This is a genomic window from Acidisoma sp. 7E03 (genome assembly GCF_054665075.1).
Genome location: NZ_BAAFHE010000002.1, coordinates 278,432 through 294,052, shown reverse-complemented (window position 1 = coordinate 294,052; position 15,621 = coordinate 278,432). Strand labels below are relative to the sequence as shown.

The 15,621-nt window shown below is 66.4% G+C and carries 17 protein-coding genes; 7 read left to right on the top strand and 10 right to left on the bottom strand.

The features are described 5' to 3' along the window. Nucleotides 1–3: 3 nt before the first annotated feature. On the bottom strand, nt 4–1,278 hold the full coding sequence (locus ACYQ6W_RS04235; protein ID WP_459673765.1) for a ferredoxin:protochlorophyllide reductase (ATP-dependent) subunit N: 1,275 nt from the start codon (nt 1,276–1,278) through the stop codon (nt 4–6). Then, nucleotides 1,275–1,844, bottom strand: coding sequence for a 2-vinyl bacteriochlorophyllide hydratase (gene bchF / locus ACYQ6W_RS04230; RefSeq protein WP_459673764.1), 570 nt, complete (start codon nt 1,842–1,844; stop codon nt 1,275–1,277). The genes ACYQ6W_RS04235 and bchF overlap by 4 nt, the downstream gene beginning before the upstream one ends. 212 nt (nt 1,845–2,056) lie before the next feature. Between bchF and ACYQ6W_RS04225 the strand changes: the two genes are divergently transcribed. Genes ACYQ6W_RS04225 through hemC form a run of 6 tightly spaced genes read left to right on the top strand, consistent with a single transcriptional unit; the run spans nt 2,057 to nt 8,202 of the window. After that, nucleotides 2,057–3,007, top strand: a complete 951-nt coding sequence (locus ACYQ6W_RS04225) for a cobalamin B12-binding domain-containing protein (RefSeq protein ID WP_459673763.1) — start codon at nt 2,057–2,059, stop codon at nt 3,005–3,007. Between the two features lie 55 nt (nt 3,008–3,062). Further along, nucleotides 3,063–4,529, top strand: a complete 1,467-nt coding sequence (gene ppsR, locus ACYQ6W_RS04220; protein ID WP_459673762.1) for a transcriptional regulator PpsR — start codon at nt 3,063–3,065, stop codon at nt 4,527–4,529. Continuing rightward, nucleotides 4,526–5,452 (top strand): chlorophyll synthase ChlG, encoded by a 927-nt coding sequence (gene chlG / locus ACYQ6W_RS04215; protein ID WP_459673761.1) that lies wholly within the window; start codon nt 4,526–4,528, stop codon nt 5,450–5,452. The genes ppsR and chlG overlap by 4 nt, the downstream gene beginning before the upstream one ends. A 34-nt stretch (nt 5,453–5,486) precedes the next feature. Continuing rightward, the gene (locus ACYQ6W_RS04210; protein ID WP_459673760.1) at nt 5,487–6,677 is read left to right on the top strand and encodes a geranylgeranyl diphosphate reductase; all 1,191 of its coding nucleotides are present in this window, start codon (nt 5,487–5,489) and stop codon (nt 6,675–6,677) included. Beyond that, nucleotides 6,674–7,183 (top strand): TspO/MBR family protein, encoded by a 510-nt coding sequence (locus tag ACYQ6W_RS04205; RefSeq protein ID WP_459673758.1) that lies wholly within the window; start codon nt 6,674–6,676, stop codon nt 7,181–7,183. The genes ACYQ6W_RS04210 and ACYQ6W_RS04205 overlap by 4 nt, the downstream gene beginning before the upstream one ends. 53 nt (nt 7,184–7,236) lie before the next feature. After that, nucleotides 7,237–8,202, top strand: coding sequence for a hydroxymethylbilane synthase (hemC, locus tag ACYQ6W_RS04200; protein WP_459674047.1), 966 nt, complete (start codon nt 7,237–7,239; stop codon nt 8,200–8,202). A 35-nt stretch (nt 8,203–8,237) separates the two neighbouring features. On the opposite strand, the gene ACYQ6W_RS04195 is transcribed toward hemC, so the two are convergent. After that, the gene (locus ACYQ6W_RS04195; RefSeq protein WP_459673757.1) at nt 8,238–8,546 is read right to left on the bottom strand and encodes a hypothetical protein; all 309 of its coding nucleotides are present in this window, start codon (nt 8,544–8,546) and stop codon (nt 8,238–8,240) included. A 133-nt stretch (nt 8,547–8,679) separates the two neighbouring features. Between ACYQ6W_RS04195 and crtI the strand changes: the two genes are divergently transcribed. Beyond that, the gene (crtI, locus tag ACYQ6W_RS04190) at nt 8,680–10,194 is read left to right on the top strand and encodes a phytoene desaturase family protein (RefSeq protein WP_459673756.1); all 1,515 of its coding nucleotides are present in this window, start codon (nt 8,680–8,682) and stop codon (nt 10,192–10,194) included. Here crtI and ACYQ6W_RS04185 read toward each other — a convergent pair. Genes ACYQ6W_RS04185 through pufB form a run of 7 tightly spaced genes read right to left on the bottom strand, consistent with a single transcriptional unit; the run spans nt 10,191 to nt 15,600 of the window. After that, entirely contained in the window at nt 10,191–10,394 is a 204-nt protein-coding gene (locus ACYQ6W_RS04185; protein WP_459673755.1) for a hypothetical protein, read from the bottom strand. The genes crtI and ACYQ6W_RS04185 overlap by 4 nt on opposite strands. Before the next feature lie 2 nt (nt 10,395–10,396). Then, nucleotides 10,397–11,989, bottom strand: a complete 1,593-nt coding sequence (locus ACYQ6W_RS04180; RefSeq protein WP_459673754.1) for a c-type cytochrome — start codon at nt 11,987–11,989, stop codon at nt 10,397–10,399. Continuing rightward, entirely contained in the window at nt 11,986–13,239 is a 1,254-nt protein-coding gene (pufC, locus tag ACYQ6W_RS04175; RefSeq protein WP_459673753.1) for a photosynthetic reaction center cytochrome PufC, read from the bottom strand. Before pufC ends, ACYQ6W_RS04180 begins: the two co-directional genes overlap by 4 nt. Continuing rightward, nucleotides 13,236–14,243 (bottom strand): photosynthetic reaction center subunit M, encoded by a 1,008-nt coding sequence (pufM, locus tag ACYQ6W_RS04170; RefSeq protein WP_459673752.1) that lies wholly within the window; start codon nt 14,241–14,243, stop codon nt 13,236–13,238. The genes pufC and pufM overlap by 4 nt, the downstream gene beginning before the upstream one ends. A gap of 4 nt (nt 14,244–14,247) precedes the next feature. Beyond that, nucleotides 14,248–15,072 carry a photosynthetic reaction center subunit L gene (gene pufL, locus ACYQ6W_RS04165; RefSeq protein WP_459673751.1) on the bottom strand — a complete coding sequence of 275 codons (825 nt, stop codon included), beginning with the start codon at nt 15,070–15,072 and terminating at the stop codon, nt 14,248–14,250. A 57-nt stretch (nt 15,073–15,129) separates the two neighbouring features. Continuing rightward, nucleotides 15,130–15,333 (bottom strand): light-harvesting antenna LH1, alpha subunit, encoded by a 204-nt coding sequence (gene pufA / locus ACYQ6W_RS04160; protein ID WP_459673750.1) that lies wholly within the window; start codon nt 15,331–15,333, stop codon nt 15,130–15,132. Between the two features lie 12 nt (nt 15,334–15,345). Continuing rightward, nucleotides 15,346–15,600, bottom strand: coding sequence for a light-harvesting antenna LH1, beta subunit (gene pufB, locus ACYQ6W_RS04155; protein WP_459673749.1), 255 nt, complete (start codon nt 15,598–15,600; stop codon nt 15,346–15,348). Between the last annotated feature and the right edge of the window lie 21 nt (nt 15,601–15,621).

Here is a 15,621-nt window from a genome sequence, read left to right as displayed (position 1 = left end):
CCCTCAGACCTCCAGAGCCACGCGGCGCCGCAGCGGACGGGTGAAGAGCCCGGCCAGATCGCCAGCCTGCTCAAAGCCGTGGATTGGGCTGAAGAGCAGCTCGATCGACCACTTGGTGGCCGTACCCTCCGCCTCCAGCGGATTGGCGAGGCCGAGACCGCAGACCACGAGATCGGGCGCCGCCGCGCGGCAGCGGTCGAGCTGGCGGTCGACATCCTGCCCCTCGCTCAGCTGCGTGGCGGGCGGCAGCAGAGCGAGATCGGCCGCCAGATGCTGGCGATTGAGATAGGGCGTGCCCACCTCGACCAACTCCATGCCGAGTTCCCGCGCGAGGAAGCGGGCGAGCGGCACTTCCAGCTGCGAATCGGGAAAGAAGAAGATCCGCCGGCCCACGAGCATGGGCCGATGGCGGGCGATGGCGCCGTCCGCCCGGGCGAGGCCGGGGGCCATGGCAGCCGCCAAACGGGACGGCGCCGCACCCATCGCTGCCCCCGCGGCTTCAAACCAGAGACGGGTTCCCTCGGCGCCGAGCGGGAAGGGCGCGACGACGAGACGGGCGCCGCGCCCTTCCAGCAGGCGGGCGGTCTCCGTCAGAAAGGGTTGTGCGAGCATCAGAACGGTGCCCGGCCCCACGGGCGGCAGCGCCGTCGCATCTCGGGCCGGCAGGAATTGCACCGGCCCGATCCCGGCTTGCGCGAAGATGGCGGCGAACTCCGCCTCGACCGCATCGGGTAGCGCGCCGGCCACCATCAACTGGGGCGCCTCGCTGGCCGGCAGTTCGGGCACGAGCGCCGCGAGGCAGGCATCCTCGCCCTGGGTGAAGGTGGTTTCGATGCCGCTGCCGGAATAGCTCAACACCCGGGTGAGCGGCAGATATTGCCGCGTCAACCGTGCCGCGGCGCGACCGAGATCAAACTTGATCACCTCGGACGGGCAGGAGCCGACGAGGAAGAGCAAGCGGATCTCGGGTCTGCGCTCCAACAGGCGGGCCACCACGCCATCGAGCGCGTCATCCATGTCGGCGCGGCCGGCGAGGTCGCGCTCCTCGATGATCGCCGTAGCGAAGCGCGGTTCCGCGAAGATCATGACGCCTGCGGCGGATTGCAGCAGATGCGCACAGGTGCGCGAGCCGACGACAAGAAAGAAGACGTTTTGGATACGGCGATGCAGCCAGACGATGCCGGTCAGGCCGCAAAAAACCTCGCGCTGCCCCCGCTCCCGCAGAACCGGCGGCGCGATGCAGCCGGCAGCGGCCTCGGAGCGGAGCGTGGCGCTCATTTCACCGCCGCCAGACCGTGCACGGGCGCCTCGCGCCGGACCGCACGGAATTTCAGAAGGAACTGGACGGCATTGACGAGGTAGGCGGCGAAGGCGGTCAAAGCCAGCAGCATCATCTCCCGGCCGGTGAGCGCGCCGGTTGCTAGCGCCAGGAGATAGGCGGTGTGCAGCCCGATCACCAGGAAGCTGAACATATCTTCCCAGAAGAAGGCGGGCGCCATCAGGTAGCGGCCGAAGACAGCCTTCTCCCAAAGCGAGCCGGTGATCATGATGGCGTAGAGAAACAGGGTCTTGATCACGACCGAAATGGTCGCCGCCTCATAGCCATGGCCCACCACCAGGTAGCGGAGCACGAGGCCCGTGCTGACGAGAAAGGCCAGGAATTGCAGCGGGGCGAGGATACCCTGCACCCGGGTCCAGGGCGTATCGTCACGGCGACGGCGCTGGTCGGGGGTGTAAACCAGGCTTGTCACCTGGTTTTGCTGGCCACAGCAGGACCGCCCGCTGGTCGCCGACCAGGGCGAGCTGTCGAAGGTATTGAGTAGATCGCTGAAACTCGTGATCATCGCTCCCCCTTACGCTTCGCTCGCTGGGCGAAGGCCCGAAGTTTCGACCGACCGGAGGGGGTTCTTCTCTCACGACCCGCATCGGACGCGTCGTCTTCTTGACGGAAACGCTAGGACTCCCCCTTCGCACTGTCAAGCATTCTAGACGTAAATTCGGATTGACAGTCGTGGCCGGTGGCGGCTTTCATGGCGGGAGGTACAGGGGACGGCTGATGTCCAGTCTGGATCAACAAGGAACATCGGATACGGGAGCCGGCGGGCAAGGCGCCTGCACGCTCAACGACTCGTCCGTCGAAGCCGCCGTCGTCCGGATCCTGCGCGACGAACGCACGCCGCAGCGGCGGCAGGCTGCCATCGAACGGGTGATCGAGGCCGACATCATCCCGCGGCTGCTCGCGAGCTACCGGGCGCGTGCCGCAACGGCCGCACCGCCGCCCCCCTCACCTGCTGCTGCCCGCCCGGCCAGACGACATCGTGACGACGAGGCCGTCAGTCTCGCCGAGGGTGTCATCGGCCCCGATCCCCAGGGCGCGGTACGGTCAGTGCTGTCGCGCCTCGTCAAGGACGGTGAAGCCGGCAATGCCGCCTGTCTGGAATTGATCGCCGATGCCGCGCGCCACCTCGGTTTTCTCTGGGTCGAAGACCGTGCCGGCTTCGAGGAGGTCACCCTGGGCATGTTCCATCTGCAGCGGATGGCCCACGACATCGCTCCGATGACGCGCCGCATCGTGCCGCCCCCCGGGGAGGCGCAAAAAACTTTGTTATTGTTGACTTTGCAGGGGGAGCAACATAGGTTCGGTGCCTCGTTACTTGCCAATTGTTTCGATAGCGCAGGGTGGCAGGTATCGCACATCCAGGTATCCAGTTCAGACGATGTGGCCAGCCTCGTTTCCACAACCGATTACGACGTGGTCGGGCTGTCCATGGCGACCGATGTGCAGGTCAGTCACGTCGACCACTGCATCAAGGCGATCCGCGCTGCGTCCCACAACAGGAACGTCATCATCATGGTCGGCGGGGCGATGATCCTGGCGACCCCGTCGCTCGTCGAGACACTGGGGGCGGACGGGACTGGCGCCAGCGCCGCCGAGGCCACCGAACGAGCAGAAGAACTGCTATCCAGCGTCCGCCGGCCGAAGGGGCCTCCATCCAGTGCCGGATGACAACCGTTTTGCTCAAACCGCGCCCGCCGACTCGGGCCAATGCAAGAATACCGTTATGAGGGCGAGTAAGTGGCTTTCCAGGGATAACGGCTCCATCGGCGCCCTCGCGGCAGTGGACGCTTCGCGGATCCTTGCCGCCGCGGCCGATGTCGCCCTGATCGTCAGCCCCGACGGCATCGTTCAGGACTGCGCCTTCCGCACCCGCGAACTCGAAAACGCCCTGGACGACGCGGGGTCCTGGGCCGGCCGCCGGTGGACGGACACGGTGACGGTGGAGAGCCGCCCAAAAGTGGAAGCCTTGCTCGACAGCGCCTTGAAGGACGCCGAGCCCTATCCGCGCCACCTCAACCACCCCGCCGCGCTCGACGGCCCAGACGTCGCGATCGAATATGCCGCGGTCCGCGCCAATAGCGACGGCTCCGTCATCGCCTTCGGCCGCGATCTGCGGCGGCTCGCCACGCTGCAGCAGCGGCTGGTGGATGCGCAGCAGGCGCTGGAACGGGACTATACCAGCCTGCGCCAGACCCAGGCGCGCTACAGGGGCCTGTTCCAGACGGCGCCTGAGCCGCTGATGGTGCTCGATGCGCATAGCCTGCGTGTGACGGAGGCGAACCCGGCCGGTCTCAAGCTGATCGAGCAAGGGCGGCGGGCCGTCGGCGTCCCCATCCTCGATCTGCTGCATCCGGAGGACCGTGCGGGAGCGCAGCGCGTGCTGGGCAACCTGCGCCAGGCCGGGGGTGCGCAATCTCTGGTCGTGCGCCTCAATCCCGATTCCGTCGACGAAGACGCGGGCCAGGAGGTCAGCGTCACGCTGTCCGCGACGCTGCTGCAGGAAGAGAAGACCGCGATCCTGGTGCTGCGTCTCAGCGACGCGATCCGCCGCCCCGCGGCATCCGAGATCGACCAGCTGCTGCTGACGGCGCTGGAGCAGGCGCCGGACGGCTTCATCCTGACGACGCCGGACGGCGGCCTCGTGAACGCTAACGCCGCCTTCGTCGCCATGGCGCAACTCGGCTCCCCGTCCCGCGCGCTCGGCCAATCCATCGAAAACTGGATCGGCCAATCCAGCATCGACGTCGACGTTCTGCTCGCCAATCTCAAGCAGCGCGGCGTGGTGCGGCTGTTCGCGACCAGCGTGCGCGGTGAGATGGGCGGCGTCAGCGACGTCGAGATCTCGGCCAATACCGTGCTGCTCGACGGCCGGCAGTGCTTCGGCTTCGTGATCCGCGACGTCGGCCGCCGGCTGACGGCATCGCGCGCTCAAGCGCCGCGCGCGATGCCCCATTCGATCGAGCAGCTGACCGAGTTGATCGGCCGCGTGTCCATGAAGGACCTCGTGCGCGACGCGATCGACGTGATCGAGCGGCTCTGCATCGAGTCCGCGCTGGAGTTGACCGGTAACAACCGCGCCTCCGCCGCGGAAATGCTCGGGCTCAGCCGGCAAAGCCTCTATGTGAAGCTTCGCCGATACGGTTTGAGTGATCCGAACGACGGCGACGGCGACGGCGAATCCGCCGCATGAGCGAGCAGGGCGGCACGCTGGGGCTGATGCGGCCTGCGGCGGAGCGTCCTCCCGCTGGCCGCACGCCGAGCCCGCGCGCCGTCCTCGAACTTCTCAAGCCCATCACCTGGTTCGCGCCGATCTGGGCCTTCGGCTGCGGCGTCGTCTCCGCCGGTGGCCCCGGCCATCGCGGCTGGGCGGTCGTCGCGCTGGGTGCCGTGCTGGCCGGACCGCTCGCCTGCGGCACCAGCCAGGCCATCAACGATTGGTACGACCGGCACGTCGACGCCATCAACGAGCCGGAGCGGCCGATCCCCTCGGGGCGCGTGCCCGGCCGTTGGGGGCTCGGCATCGCCATCGCCGGCACGCTGCTCACGGCCGCGACCGCCCTCGCCCTCGGCCCCATGGTTGCCATCGCCGCCGCGATCGGCCTGCTGCTCGCCTGGATCTACAGCGCCCCGCCGATCCGCCTGAAACGCAACGGATGGTGGAGCAACCTGGCCGTCGGCCTGTCCTACGAGGGGCTGCCCTGGTTTGCGGGCGCCGCCGTCTGCCTCGGCATGCGCCCCTCGCCGGCCATCATTCTGGTGGCCCTCCTCTACAGCCTGGGCGCGCATGGCATCATGACGCTCAATGATTTCAAATCGATCGAGGGCGACCGCCAGATGGGTCTCGCGACCTTGCCGGCCCGCTTCGGCCCTGCCCGCGCCTGCCGCCTCGCCTGTCTGACGATGGCGGGCGCGCAGGCCGCCGTCGTGCTTCTGCTGTTCTCCTGGCGGCTGCCCATCGCCGCCGGCCTCGTCACCGCTCTGCTGGTGGCGCAGCTCCTTCTCATGCGCCGGCTGCTCGACGACCCCCGCGGCCGCGCTCCCTGGTACAATGCCACCGGCACCACGCTCTACGTGCTCGGCATGCTGGCCACCGCCTTCGCCTTGGCGCCGTGATGATCGCGGCGCCCTTCCTGACGGGAGGTGCGTCATGACGAGCGAACCAGTGTACGACACCGTGGTGGTCGGCGGAGGGCCGGCGGGAGCGACCGCCGCCTCGCGCCTGGCCAAGGCCGGGCGCAGGGTGCTGCTGCTCGAGCGCGGCGGCCGTGTAAAACCCTGCGGTGGCGCCATCCCACCTCGGTTGATTCAGGATTTCGCCATTCCGGACGACTTGCTGATGGCCCGCGTCACCTCGGCGCGCATGTTCGCCCCTTCCGACCGGATCGCCGACATGCCGATCGAAAATGGCTTCGTCGGGATGGTCGACCGGGAGGCGTTCGACGCCTGGCTACGGGCGCGGGCTGCGTCCGATGGTGCGGAACTGCGCACCGGCCTGTTCGAGGGGCTGAGCCGCGACGCCGATGGCATCGTCCATCTGCACTGCCGGACGACGGGCGCGGACGGCACTGCCTTCACGCTGCGCGCCCGCTCCGTGGTCGGGGCCGATGGCGCCCGCTCGGGCGTGGCCCGCGCCGCCGGCGTCCGCGGCGCCGACCGCATGCGCTACGTCTTCGCCTATCACGAGATCGTCCGCTCTCCCACGCCCGGCGACTTCGACCCGGCACGCTGCGAGGTGCATTATAAGGGTCAGGTCTCGCCGGATTTTTACGGCTGGGTCTTTCCCCATGGGCCGACGACGAGCGTCGGTCTCGGCAGTGCGCAGAAGGGTTTCGCCCTTCGCCGCGCCACCGCCGCACTGCGCGCCGCGACGGGCCTCGATCAGGTTGAAACCCTGCGCTGCGAAGGCGCGCCCATCCCGCTGAAGCCGCTGCGGCGCTGGGACGACGGGCAGAGCGTGCTGCTCGCGGGGGATGCGGCCGGCGTGGTGGCGCCGGCCTCGGGCGAAGGCATCTATTACGCCATGCTGGGCGGCCAGCTCGCCGCCGAGGCGGTGGACGCCTTTCTGGTGACCGGCGACGCCCGCCTTCTGCGCGAGGCGCGGCGCCGCTTCATGCGCAGCCACGGTCAGGTCTTCGCCGTCCTCGGCATCATGCAGCGTTACTGGTACACCAACGACGGCCGGCGCGAGCGCTTCGTCACCATCTGTCGCGACGCCGACGTGCAGCGGTTGACCTGGGCCGCCTACATGACCAAGGAACTTGTCCGCACAAAACCGCTCACGCATCTGCGGATCTTCTGCAAGAGCATGGGGCATCTGACCGGGATTCTCTCCGCGTGATCGAGACAATCGTCATCGCCGTGGTCGCGACCATCGGCGTGCTGGGTGCGGGCGGCGCGCTGACCGAAATCGGCCCCTGGTATCACAGCCTGCGCAGCCCGCCCTGGCGACCACCCAACTGGTCCTTCGGGCCAATCTGGAGCGTGATCGGCGCCTTGACCTGTGCGGCGGCCGTTCTCGCCTGGCGCGCCACGCCGGACGAGGGCGGCAGGCTGCTCATCCTCCTCCTCTTCATCGTCAATGGCGTGCTCAACATCCTGTGGAGCTTGTTCTTCTTCAAGCTGCGCCGGCCAGACTGGGCCCTGATCGAGGTGGTCTTTCTCTGGCTCTCGATCCTCGCTCTGATCATCGCCTGCGCCCCGCGGGCGCTGCTCGCGGCCGTGCTGCTGGTGCCGTATCTCGTCTGGGTGAGCATCGCCTCCGTCCTCAACCGCGCCATGGTTCGTCTGAATGGCCCCTTCCCGGGACCTGCATACCGCGGCGACATCGCCAAGGGGCAACGCTGATGGACGCGGTGCGGCTGCGGACGACGGTGGAGGACCCGCTCGGCGCGCGGCCCATGGCGCCCCCGCACCATCCCCGCCTGCCGTTGCGGGTCGGCACACGCGCCTCCCCGCTCGCCCTGCAGCAAACCCGCAGCTTTCTGAAAACCCTCACGCGGGTATGCCCGGTTCTGCACCAGATGGACGTGTTCCAGGAGCACGTGATCCGCACCACCGGGGATGCGGTCCAGGACAGGCGCCTCGCCGAGATCGGCGGCAAAGGCCTGTTTGCCAAGGAGATTCACGAGGCGCTGCTGGACCGCCGCATCGATCTCGCCGTGCACAGCCTGAAGGACCTCGAGACGAGCCTGCCGCCCGGCATCGTGCTGGCCTGCACCTTGCCGCGGGAGGATGTACGCGATGCACTGATTCTCAGCGACAGTTGCGCGGAGGTCGACCCGAGCGATCCCTATGCCAGCCTGCCACACGGTGCCGTCGTCGGCACCTGCTCCGTCCGGCGGCAAGCCCAGTTGCTGGCGGCTCGGCCGGACCTGACCATCACCATGATGCGGGGCAATGTGCAGTCGCGCCTCGACAAGATCCGCCATGGCGACTGCACCGCCAGCCTGCTGGCGATGGCGGGCCTCCGACGTCTGGGGCTGGAGGCCGAAGCCTCGGTCGCTCTCGGACCCGAGATCATGCTGCCCGCTGCCTGCCAGGGCATCGTCGGCGTCACGGCGCGGGAAGATGCGACGGAGTTGCGCGACCTGCTCAAGATCATCGAAGACGAAGCCGCGCGCGTGGCGGCGACGGCGGAGCGCGCCTTGCTCGGCACGCTGGACGGCTCTTGCTCCACGCCGATCGGCGCCTTCGGTGAGCTTTTGCCTGGCCGCCGCCTACGGCTGACGGGCCTTCTCGCTTCGGTCGACGGCCGCTTCCTCCGGCGGGATGCGATCGAAGGCGCCGCCGCGGATGCCGCGCAGATGGGACGAGAGCTCGGTGCCAGCCTCAAGGCAGGAGCGCCGGCCGCAGTCTTTGCGTGATGAGGGGGGATGCACGCCGCGCTGCGGCGGCACGTTCAGTTCAGCGTGCCACGCAGGCAGGCCAGGGCCTCGCTCAGCCGCGATACGACGGAGGCGCGCACCGTCGCGTCCTCGCTCGTCTCGCGCAGAGCGCACACGAGGTTCACGATGCGCCCAGTTGCCGGCAAGGCTTGCCGGCGCTCAGCCGCCGCCACCAGAAGAAGAAGCAGCGCCGTCAGCGTTGCATTCTCCATCGGTGGGGTTCCATGCAAGCCGCTGCCGAGCAGCGCCCACCACACATCGCCACCACTGTCGTGATCGAACGATGATACCCCGGACAAAGCGTCCTCTAAGGTGTTCGTCATCTCGTTTAATCCGTTCGCTCTCAAGCCCCTATGTCCACGCCGACGACATCTGGAGCAAAACGGGAGAGGCGCCGTCAGGTCTCTTGTTTTTATGACGATCGAACTAACCTCTGACAGGAACGTTACCCAATAAATGCCGACACCTCAAGAAGCTCGTCCGAACCGGCAGCGCGCCATCGTGATTGGCGGTGGTTTCGGCGGCATCGCCGCGAGCTTGCGGGCGCGTGCAATGGGTTACGAGGTCACGCTCGTCGAACGTCTTGATCAGCTCGGCGGGCGCGGCCGCGTGGTCCGTCATGACGGATTTCACTTCGATGCCGGGCCAACGGTCATCACCGCGCCCTTTCTCTTCGACGAGCTCTTCGCCCTCTTCGGGGAAGACCTCCGCGATTACCTCACACTGCTCCCGGTCAAGCCGTTTTATCGTATCCGTTTCGTGGACGGAAGAACTTTCGACCTCACCGGCGATGCGGCGGCGATGCGGGCTGAAGTCATGCGGTTTTCGCCGGATGACGTTGCTGGCTATGAAAAGATGCTGGCACATGCGGCAGAGCTCTACCGCATCGGCTATGAGCGCTATGCCGCCCAGCCGTTTGACGCCTTCACCACCATGCTGGCTGCCTTTCCGCAGATCATCCGGCTGGGCGGCCATCGCAGCGTCTACGGCCTTGTTCAGCACTATCTTCGCGACGAAAGCCTACGCCGTGTCTTCACAATCCAGCCTCTGCTGGTGGGCGGACATCCGTTTCACACCAGCGGCATCTATGCCCTGATCCAGCATCTCGAACGCGCGCATGGGGTCTGGTTCCCGGAAGGCGGCACAGGGGCACTCGTCGCCGCACTGGGCGCGCTCATGCAGCGCCAGGGCATCCACATACGCTTGCAGGCAGACGTGGCAAGGCTCCTTCACGACGCGGCGCGGGTGACGGGTGTTGCACTGACGACAGGCGAAGTCTTGACGGCGGAGATCGTCATCGCCAATGCCGATGCGCCGGCACTCTATGCCGATCTGCTGCCCGATCGGACGCGCCGCCGCTGGACGGACCGCCGGTTGGAGCGGCTTGACTATTCCATGGGTCTCTTCGTTTTCTACTTCGGCACCAACCGTCGCTACGAGAAGACAGCCCACCACACGATTCTGCTCGGCACGCGCTACAAGAGCCTGCTCGACGAGATCTTCGGGCGCGGCACGGAGGTGCCGGAGGATCTCAGCCTCTACCTTCACCGGCCGACGGCGAGCGACCCAGCCATGGCGCCCGCCGGCCACGATGCCTTCTACGTCCTCGCTCCAGTGCCGAATCTGCGTGCAGGCATCGATTGGACCTCGGCCGGACCGCGGCTGCGCGACCGCCTGGTCGCCATGATGGAGGAGCGGGAGTTGCCCGGCCTCTCCGACGCCATCGTCACCGAAAGCTGGATGACGCCGGAGACGTTCCGGGAGGATTATCGCAGCCGCTACGGTGCGGGCTTCTCGATCTCGCCACGCCTCACCCAATCGGCCTGGTTCCGGTTCCACAATGCGTCCGAAGAGCTGGACGGGCTCTACCTCGTGGGCGCCGGCACGCATCCGGGTGCCGGCCTGCCCGGCGTCCTGACCTCGGCCAAAGTCGTCGAGATGCTGCTTCGGCAGCGCCGCAGCCCGGTTTAGCCGGGCTGCAGCAGGACCAGATAAACCACCCGCCAGTAGGGCAGCACGAAGAGAACCACGCAGCCGGCAAGGCCGGTCCAGACGGCGACGGAACCCAAGGTCAGCCAGCCCCCCAGCTGCCTATTCCGCCAGCCGTAGAGGGAGCCGCCGGTCAGCCAGGCCCAGATCAGGACGATCAGGATGAACCACCAGACATACATCCTCAGTCACTCCCATTCTGCGAGAGCTGCGTGTAGAGCCGATCGGCGAAGTGCGTGAGCTGCCAACCGCGCTGATCGGGCGGGACGCTGGCGTCGCCATAGACCACCGGGCAATAGGCGATCGTCAGCCCGTTCACCGCATCCGCGCGCGAGAGGTCGGGCGCCAGGCTGTGCAGCTTCTGCACGATGGCATTCACGTTGTTCAGCAAGTTGGGCATCGTCGTGGAGGCGAGCAGATCTTCCAGCCCGTTGCTCTTGTCGGCCAGAACCGTCTTCAGCTGCGCCTGTTCCAACGTCGGGCAGCCATCGGGCCGCTGACCATTGGTGAAGGTGTGGGTATCCTCGCGGATGATCTGGACGAGCTTGGGCGTCGCATTCATCGGAGCCGCGTTGCTCCAGGCTTGGCGGATGTAGTTGGTCACGGCGACGATCTGGTCGTTGGTCATCGTCGCCCCGACCCCCGGCATCAGCGCATAGGGCCCGCGCGCTTCGAGGCCACCGAGGACGACGCGGATCACGCTCTGCGGCCCGGTCGCCGTCACCATGCCGTTGCCATCGAGCGCCGGGATCTTGCCGGGAATGCCGGCGCCGTTCGGCTGATGGCAGGAGGCGCAGTGGCTGAGATAGACTTGCTGCCCCTCCACCAGCGCCGCGTTGGCGGGATTGCGCTTCCAGCCGTAATAGCTCGGCGTTGCAGGCAGGGTATGGAGATAGGCGACGATCGCATGCAAATCGGCGTCGCTCAGGTATTTGGTGCTGTAGTCGATCACTTCCGCCATCGGACCGGCCGCAGTACCCATCGACGGCGCGTGCCCTTCGTGCAGAAACTGCACGATGTCGGCATCACTGTAGCGCCCGAGACCGGTCATCGGATCGAACCGCAGGCTCGGCGCGTACCATTGCGTGATGGGGCCGCCGAGGACGGAAAGCGCCACGGCACTGTTGCCGAGGAAGTTGCGATGGTTGTGGCACTCGCCGCAATGCTCGAGCCCGTTGACGATATAGGCGCCCCGGTTCTGCTCGGCGGTCAGCTTCGGATCGGGCTGGAAGCGGTCGCCGACGAAGAACATGTTGTAGCCCATGATCGCCGGCCTGAGATTGAACGGAAACCAGACCGAATAGGGCAGTCGCGGCGCATGGACGGGTGCGAGCGAAAAGAGATAGGCCTTGATCGCGAGAATATCGTCATCCTGCAGGGTCGCATACCAGGGATAGGGCATGGCCGGATAGACGTGCTGCCCGCTGGGCGTGACACCGCCGCGCATTAGGCGGATGAAGTCGGCATCACTGTATTTGCCGATGCCGGTGGCGACGTCCGGCGTGATGTTGGGGGTGGAGAGTTGACCGAAGGGCATCGCCATATACTGGCCGCCGGCGAAGGGCGTGCCGCCATTGGCGGTGTGGCAGCCGACGCAATCCCCCATGGTCGTCAGATATTTTCCCTTCGCCAGAAGGGCCGCGTCCGCAGTCGGCGCCTGGGCCGGCCCCTGCCCCGGTGTCTGCACCGGAACCTGCGTCGCGCCCCAGCCATGGGCCGCGAGCAGCCCGGCAGCGAGCAACGTGCCGAACGCCCCGCCGATGAGTTTCTTCTTCATGGCGTCGCACCTCCCGACTGAGCGACCGCGCCAGAGGACACTGGTGCAGCCAGGCTGGCTTCTGCGGGCCCGGCCGCCGGCCCCGCCGCCGCCGATTTGGCGGCGGTCGGCAGGACGAAGGGCGGCGGGGTCCCGGTCTCTGCCGTCCCTGCACTGCCACCCGTGGAATGGGTGAGCGCCGGATAACCGTCGACGACATGCGCGCCGTAATAGGGTGCGTAGGCGCCTTGATGGCAGGTCTCGCAATTGATCTTGGGCACGTCACCTAGCGCACCAAGCCGGACACGGGGCAGGAGTTTGGTGATGGGCACCATGAAGTTAGCGTTCAGGTCACGCACCATCTGGATGCCGTACCAGGCGGTGACCCGGTTGGGGGTGCCCTGGTCCCAGACCGAGAAGGCGCGGCTGTTGTGGCAGTAGTTGCAGCCCACGCCGAGGGAATGCGCGAAATGCATCATCAGCGCATAGGTCCAGTTGGTCTGCTCGATGGAGGTGCGGTTGCCATCCGGCAGTGCCGTGGCTCCCTGTACCGAAATGGGCGCCGCATTGAGCAGGAAGGGCGTGTAGGGATCGGAGGGCAGCGCCGAGAGATCGGCGGCCGCCGAGGGATAATTCTCTCCCGTCGTGGTAGCGGCATAGCCGTGCAGCCCGCCGGGCGGCGGCTGCATGGTCCAGGTGAACTGCGGCGCGCCCTGGCCGCGATGGCAAGTGCCGCAGGTGACGCCGGCGGCGCCCACGTGGCTCTTCCAGTTCTCGTTGATGTACTGCGTCATCAACAGCATGTGGCGCGCGATCTCCTTGGTGTAGACCGCGTCCGAAGCCATGTTGGCGACCGAGTGGCAGTAGGCGCACCCCACTTGCGGTGCGACCCACTGGGTCATCCCGGCCATGACACGCAGGAAGTCGTTGGCGTCCACCGTCTTGAGGATCTGCACGTTCTTGTAGACCGCGCTTGCCGGCTTGCCGGCAGCCGTCACCGACGGGAAGGTGGCGGGCGGCGTGTTGAGCGGTGCCGCCGCCTCGCTGGCCGCCACGTTATACTGCTCGATCATGCCCGTGCCGCGATAGCCGAGCTGCACGCTCGCCATCGGCAGGGTCTGCAGGGTGCTCGCAAGCCCCCAAGCGATGGCGGCGACGACGATGCCGGTGACCCATCCGCCCGTCTTGTAGGGATGCGCCCGGGCGGAGGCGACGGCGCCGACGATCAGGCTGGCCGTGAAGCGGAAGGGGGCCAAAAGGATGTTCGTCATTTGACAACACCCTGCAAATGAGTGAGGGGGGCCGCGATGTAGGGATAGACGGCAGGATAGACGGGTGCCAGGCCGTGCTTGACGCCCCAGAGATACCAGTTGTCGACCACCGTCCCCGTCAGCAGGATGCCGATGCCCCCTGTGAGCGGGCAGAGAACGGCGAACCACCAGGCCCAGCGATGGATCGATTCGAAGGTGGCATTGAAGCCCATGATCCAGCGCCAGAAGATGGCGCCGCGCTCAGCCGCCGTACCGCGATCGGTGACCTGTTCCAGCTCGCGTTCGCCCCAGTAGCGACTGGTGGCGAGGATGGTGCCGCCATGCATCGCGAAGAGCAGCGTCGACCCGTAGAGAAAGACGATCGAGAGCATGTGGAAGGGGTTGTAATAGAGGTTCCCCGAGCGGATGGAGATCGAGGCGGTCCAGTCCAGATGCGGGAAGATGCCGAAGGGCACGCCCTCTCCCCATGATCCCATGAGCAGCGGCCGGAAAAAGCCACAGACGAGATAGAGCCAGATGGCGGCAGCGAAAGCCCAGGCGACATGCGTGCCAAGGCCGAGCGCCCTGGCCCGGAGATAGACGCGGAACCACCAGAAGATCAGCGAAGCAGTGAGGAAGGCGCCGGCCATCAGCCACCAGCCGCCCTGGTTGAGGGGTGGGATGCGCAAGCCCCAGACAGGGGCCGGCGGCTCCAGCCCGAGCCAAGGCAGCAGGCGGATGAACTGCACCGGATCCCAGTTCACAGAGGCCAGCATGTTCAGGCCGATGATCTCGAAGGCGATGAACCCGCAAACGATCGAGAGCAAGCCGCAGGTGCCGAGATAGAAGGGGCCCACCTGCGCGGCCCCGATGAGGCCGAGCAGATAGGAATGGAACGGCTTGCCGCGACGGTTGTGCTCTTGGTTATTGTTCAGCGGCGCGCCCGGATCGAACGGGCCGCGCACCTGAATGCGGTTGAAGATGTTTTGATACTGAAGTCCGAAAGCCGTCCGATAGTCGAACATCGCCTTAGCCCCAAATCGGGAGATTGAGCCACCAGTTCCACCACTGCGGCCAACCATGCGTCCACAACGGGCCGCTGATGACGATGCAGATGGCACTCCAGACGCCCGCGTTCATGGCACAGAACCAGCCGAGACGATGAATGCCGAGCGGGCCGATCGAATAGACGATCAAGTCGCGGAAGAAGCTGTCCTCGTAGCCGGAGGGTTTGACGGTGTCGTCGCCACCCGGATTAAGCGCCGACAGGATCACGCCGCCATGCATCGAGAGGATGAAGGTGGTCGTGAAGAAGAAGCTGACCGCGATCATGTGGGCGGGGTTGTAGTGAAAGGCGAGGTGCTGGTAGCCGACGTTGCTGACCCAATCGAGATGCGACATGATGCCGTAGGGAAAGCCGTTCCCCCAGGCGCCGAGCATGACGGGCCGGATAACCTCGAGCGTGAAATAGGCGAGGATCGCGCAAGCGAAGGCAATCGGCACGTGCAGCCCCATCCCGAGCTTGCGGGCGATCTCGATCATGCGCAGGTCCCAGGATATGAAGGCCCCGAGCGCGCAGAAGGTGATCCATTGCCACAAGCCCCCGCTCGCGAGCGGCGCGAAACCCAGGCCGTATTTGAGATCCGGCGGCGGGATGTTGATCTGCCAGACATTCCAGGTCGGGCCGATCGCCGCGCCGTAGACAATCAGGGCGGTGCCGATGAGCGTGAAGAAAATCGTCGTGACGCCGAAGAAGCCGACATAGAACGGGCCGACCCAGAAGTCGAACAGATCACCGCCGATCAGCGTTCCGCCACGGATGCGGTATTTGTACTCGAAATTCATCATGGCCATTGCGGCATCTCCGCTCGGAGGAGACCGGCGCTTGCCGGCCTCCAGCCGAACCCATGTTCAGGGCGTTTTCGAGGACGGCAGAGGCGTCATCTGCTGGACCTGAGACGGACCGCCGTAGCGATCCGCATTGGGGCCATCAAGCCAGTTGAAGCGGCTCGTGCTCAGCAGAATGAAGTGGATCACGAGAGCCAGGATCAGAAGGAAGACGAACAGCGTCGTCAATGCGCGACGCGGGTCGTATAGGATCCAGATGCGATACATGGCCTCCTCCTCTCAGGTCAGCAGAACGGCAGCGGCATGGCTGCCGACCGCCGCCAGACCATGAACTGCCGGATGATCGAGCAGCATGGACGTCTGATAGCCATGGACGCCGGGCAGCCAAGGCCGCCAGGACCAGGCCAAAATGTGGGCGATGATGGCTATCCCCACGAATATGAGAAAGCTGATGACGAAGATTCGGTTGAATTCCCTCGCCTCGCCTTCGGTCAGACCCGAGAGGGTCGACCGCCTTTCAGGATCGATCGCCATGGATGTGTCTCCTCATAAAGT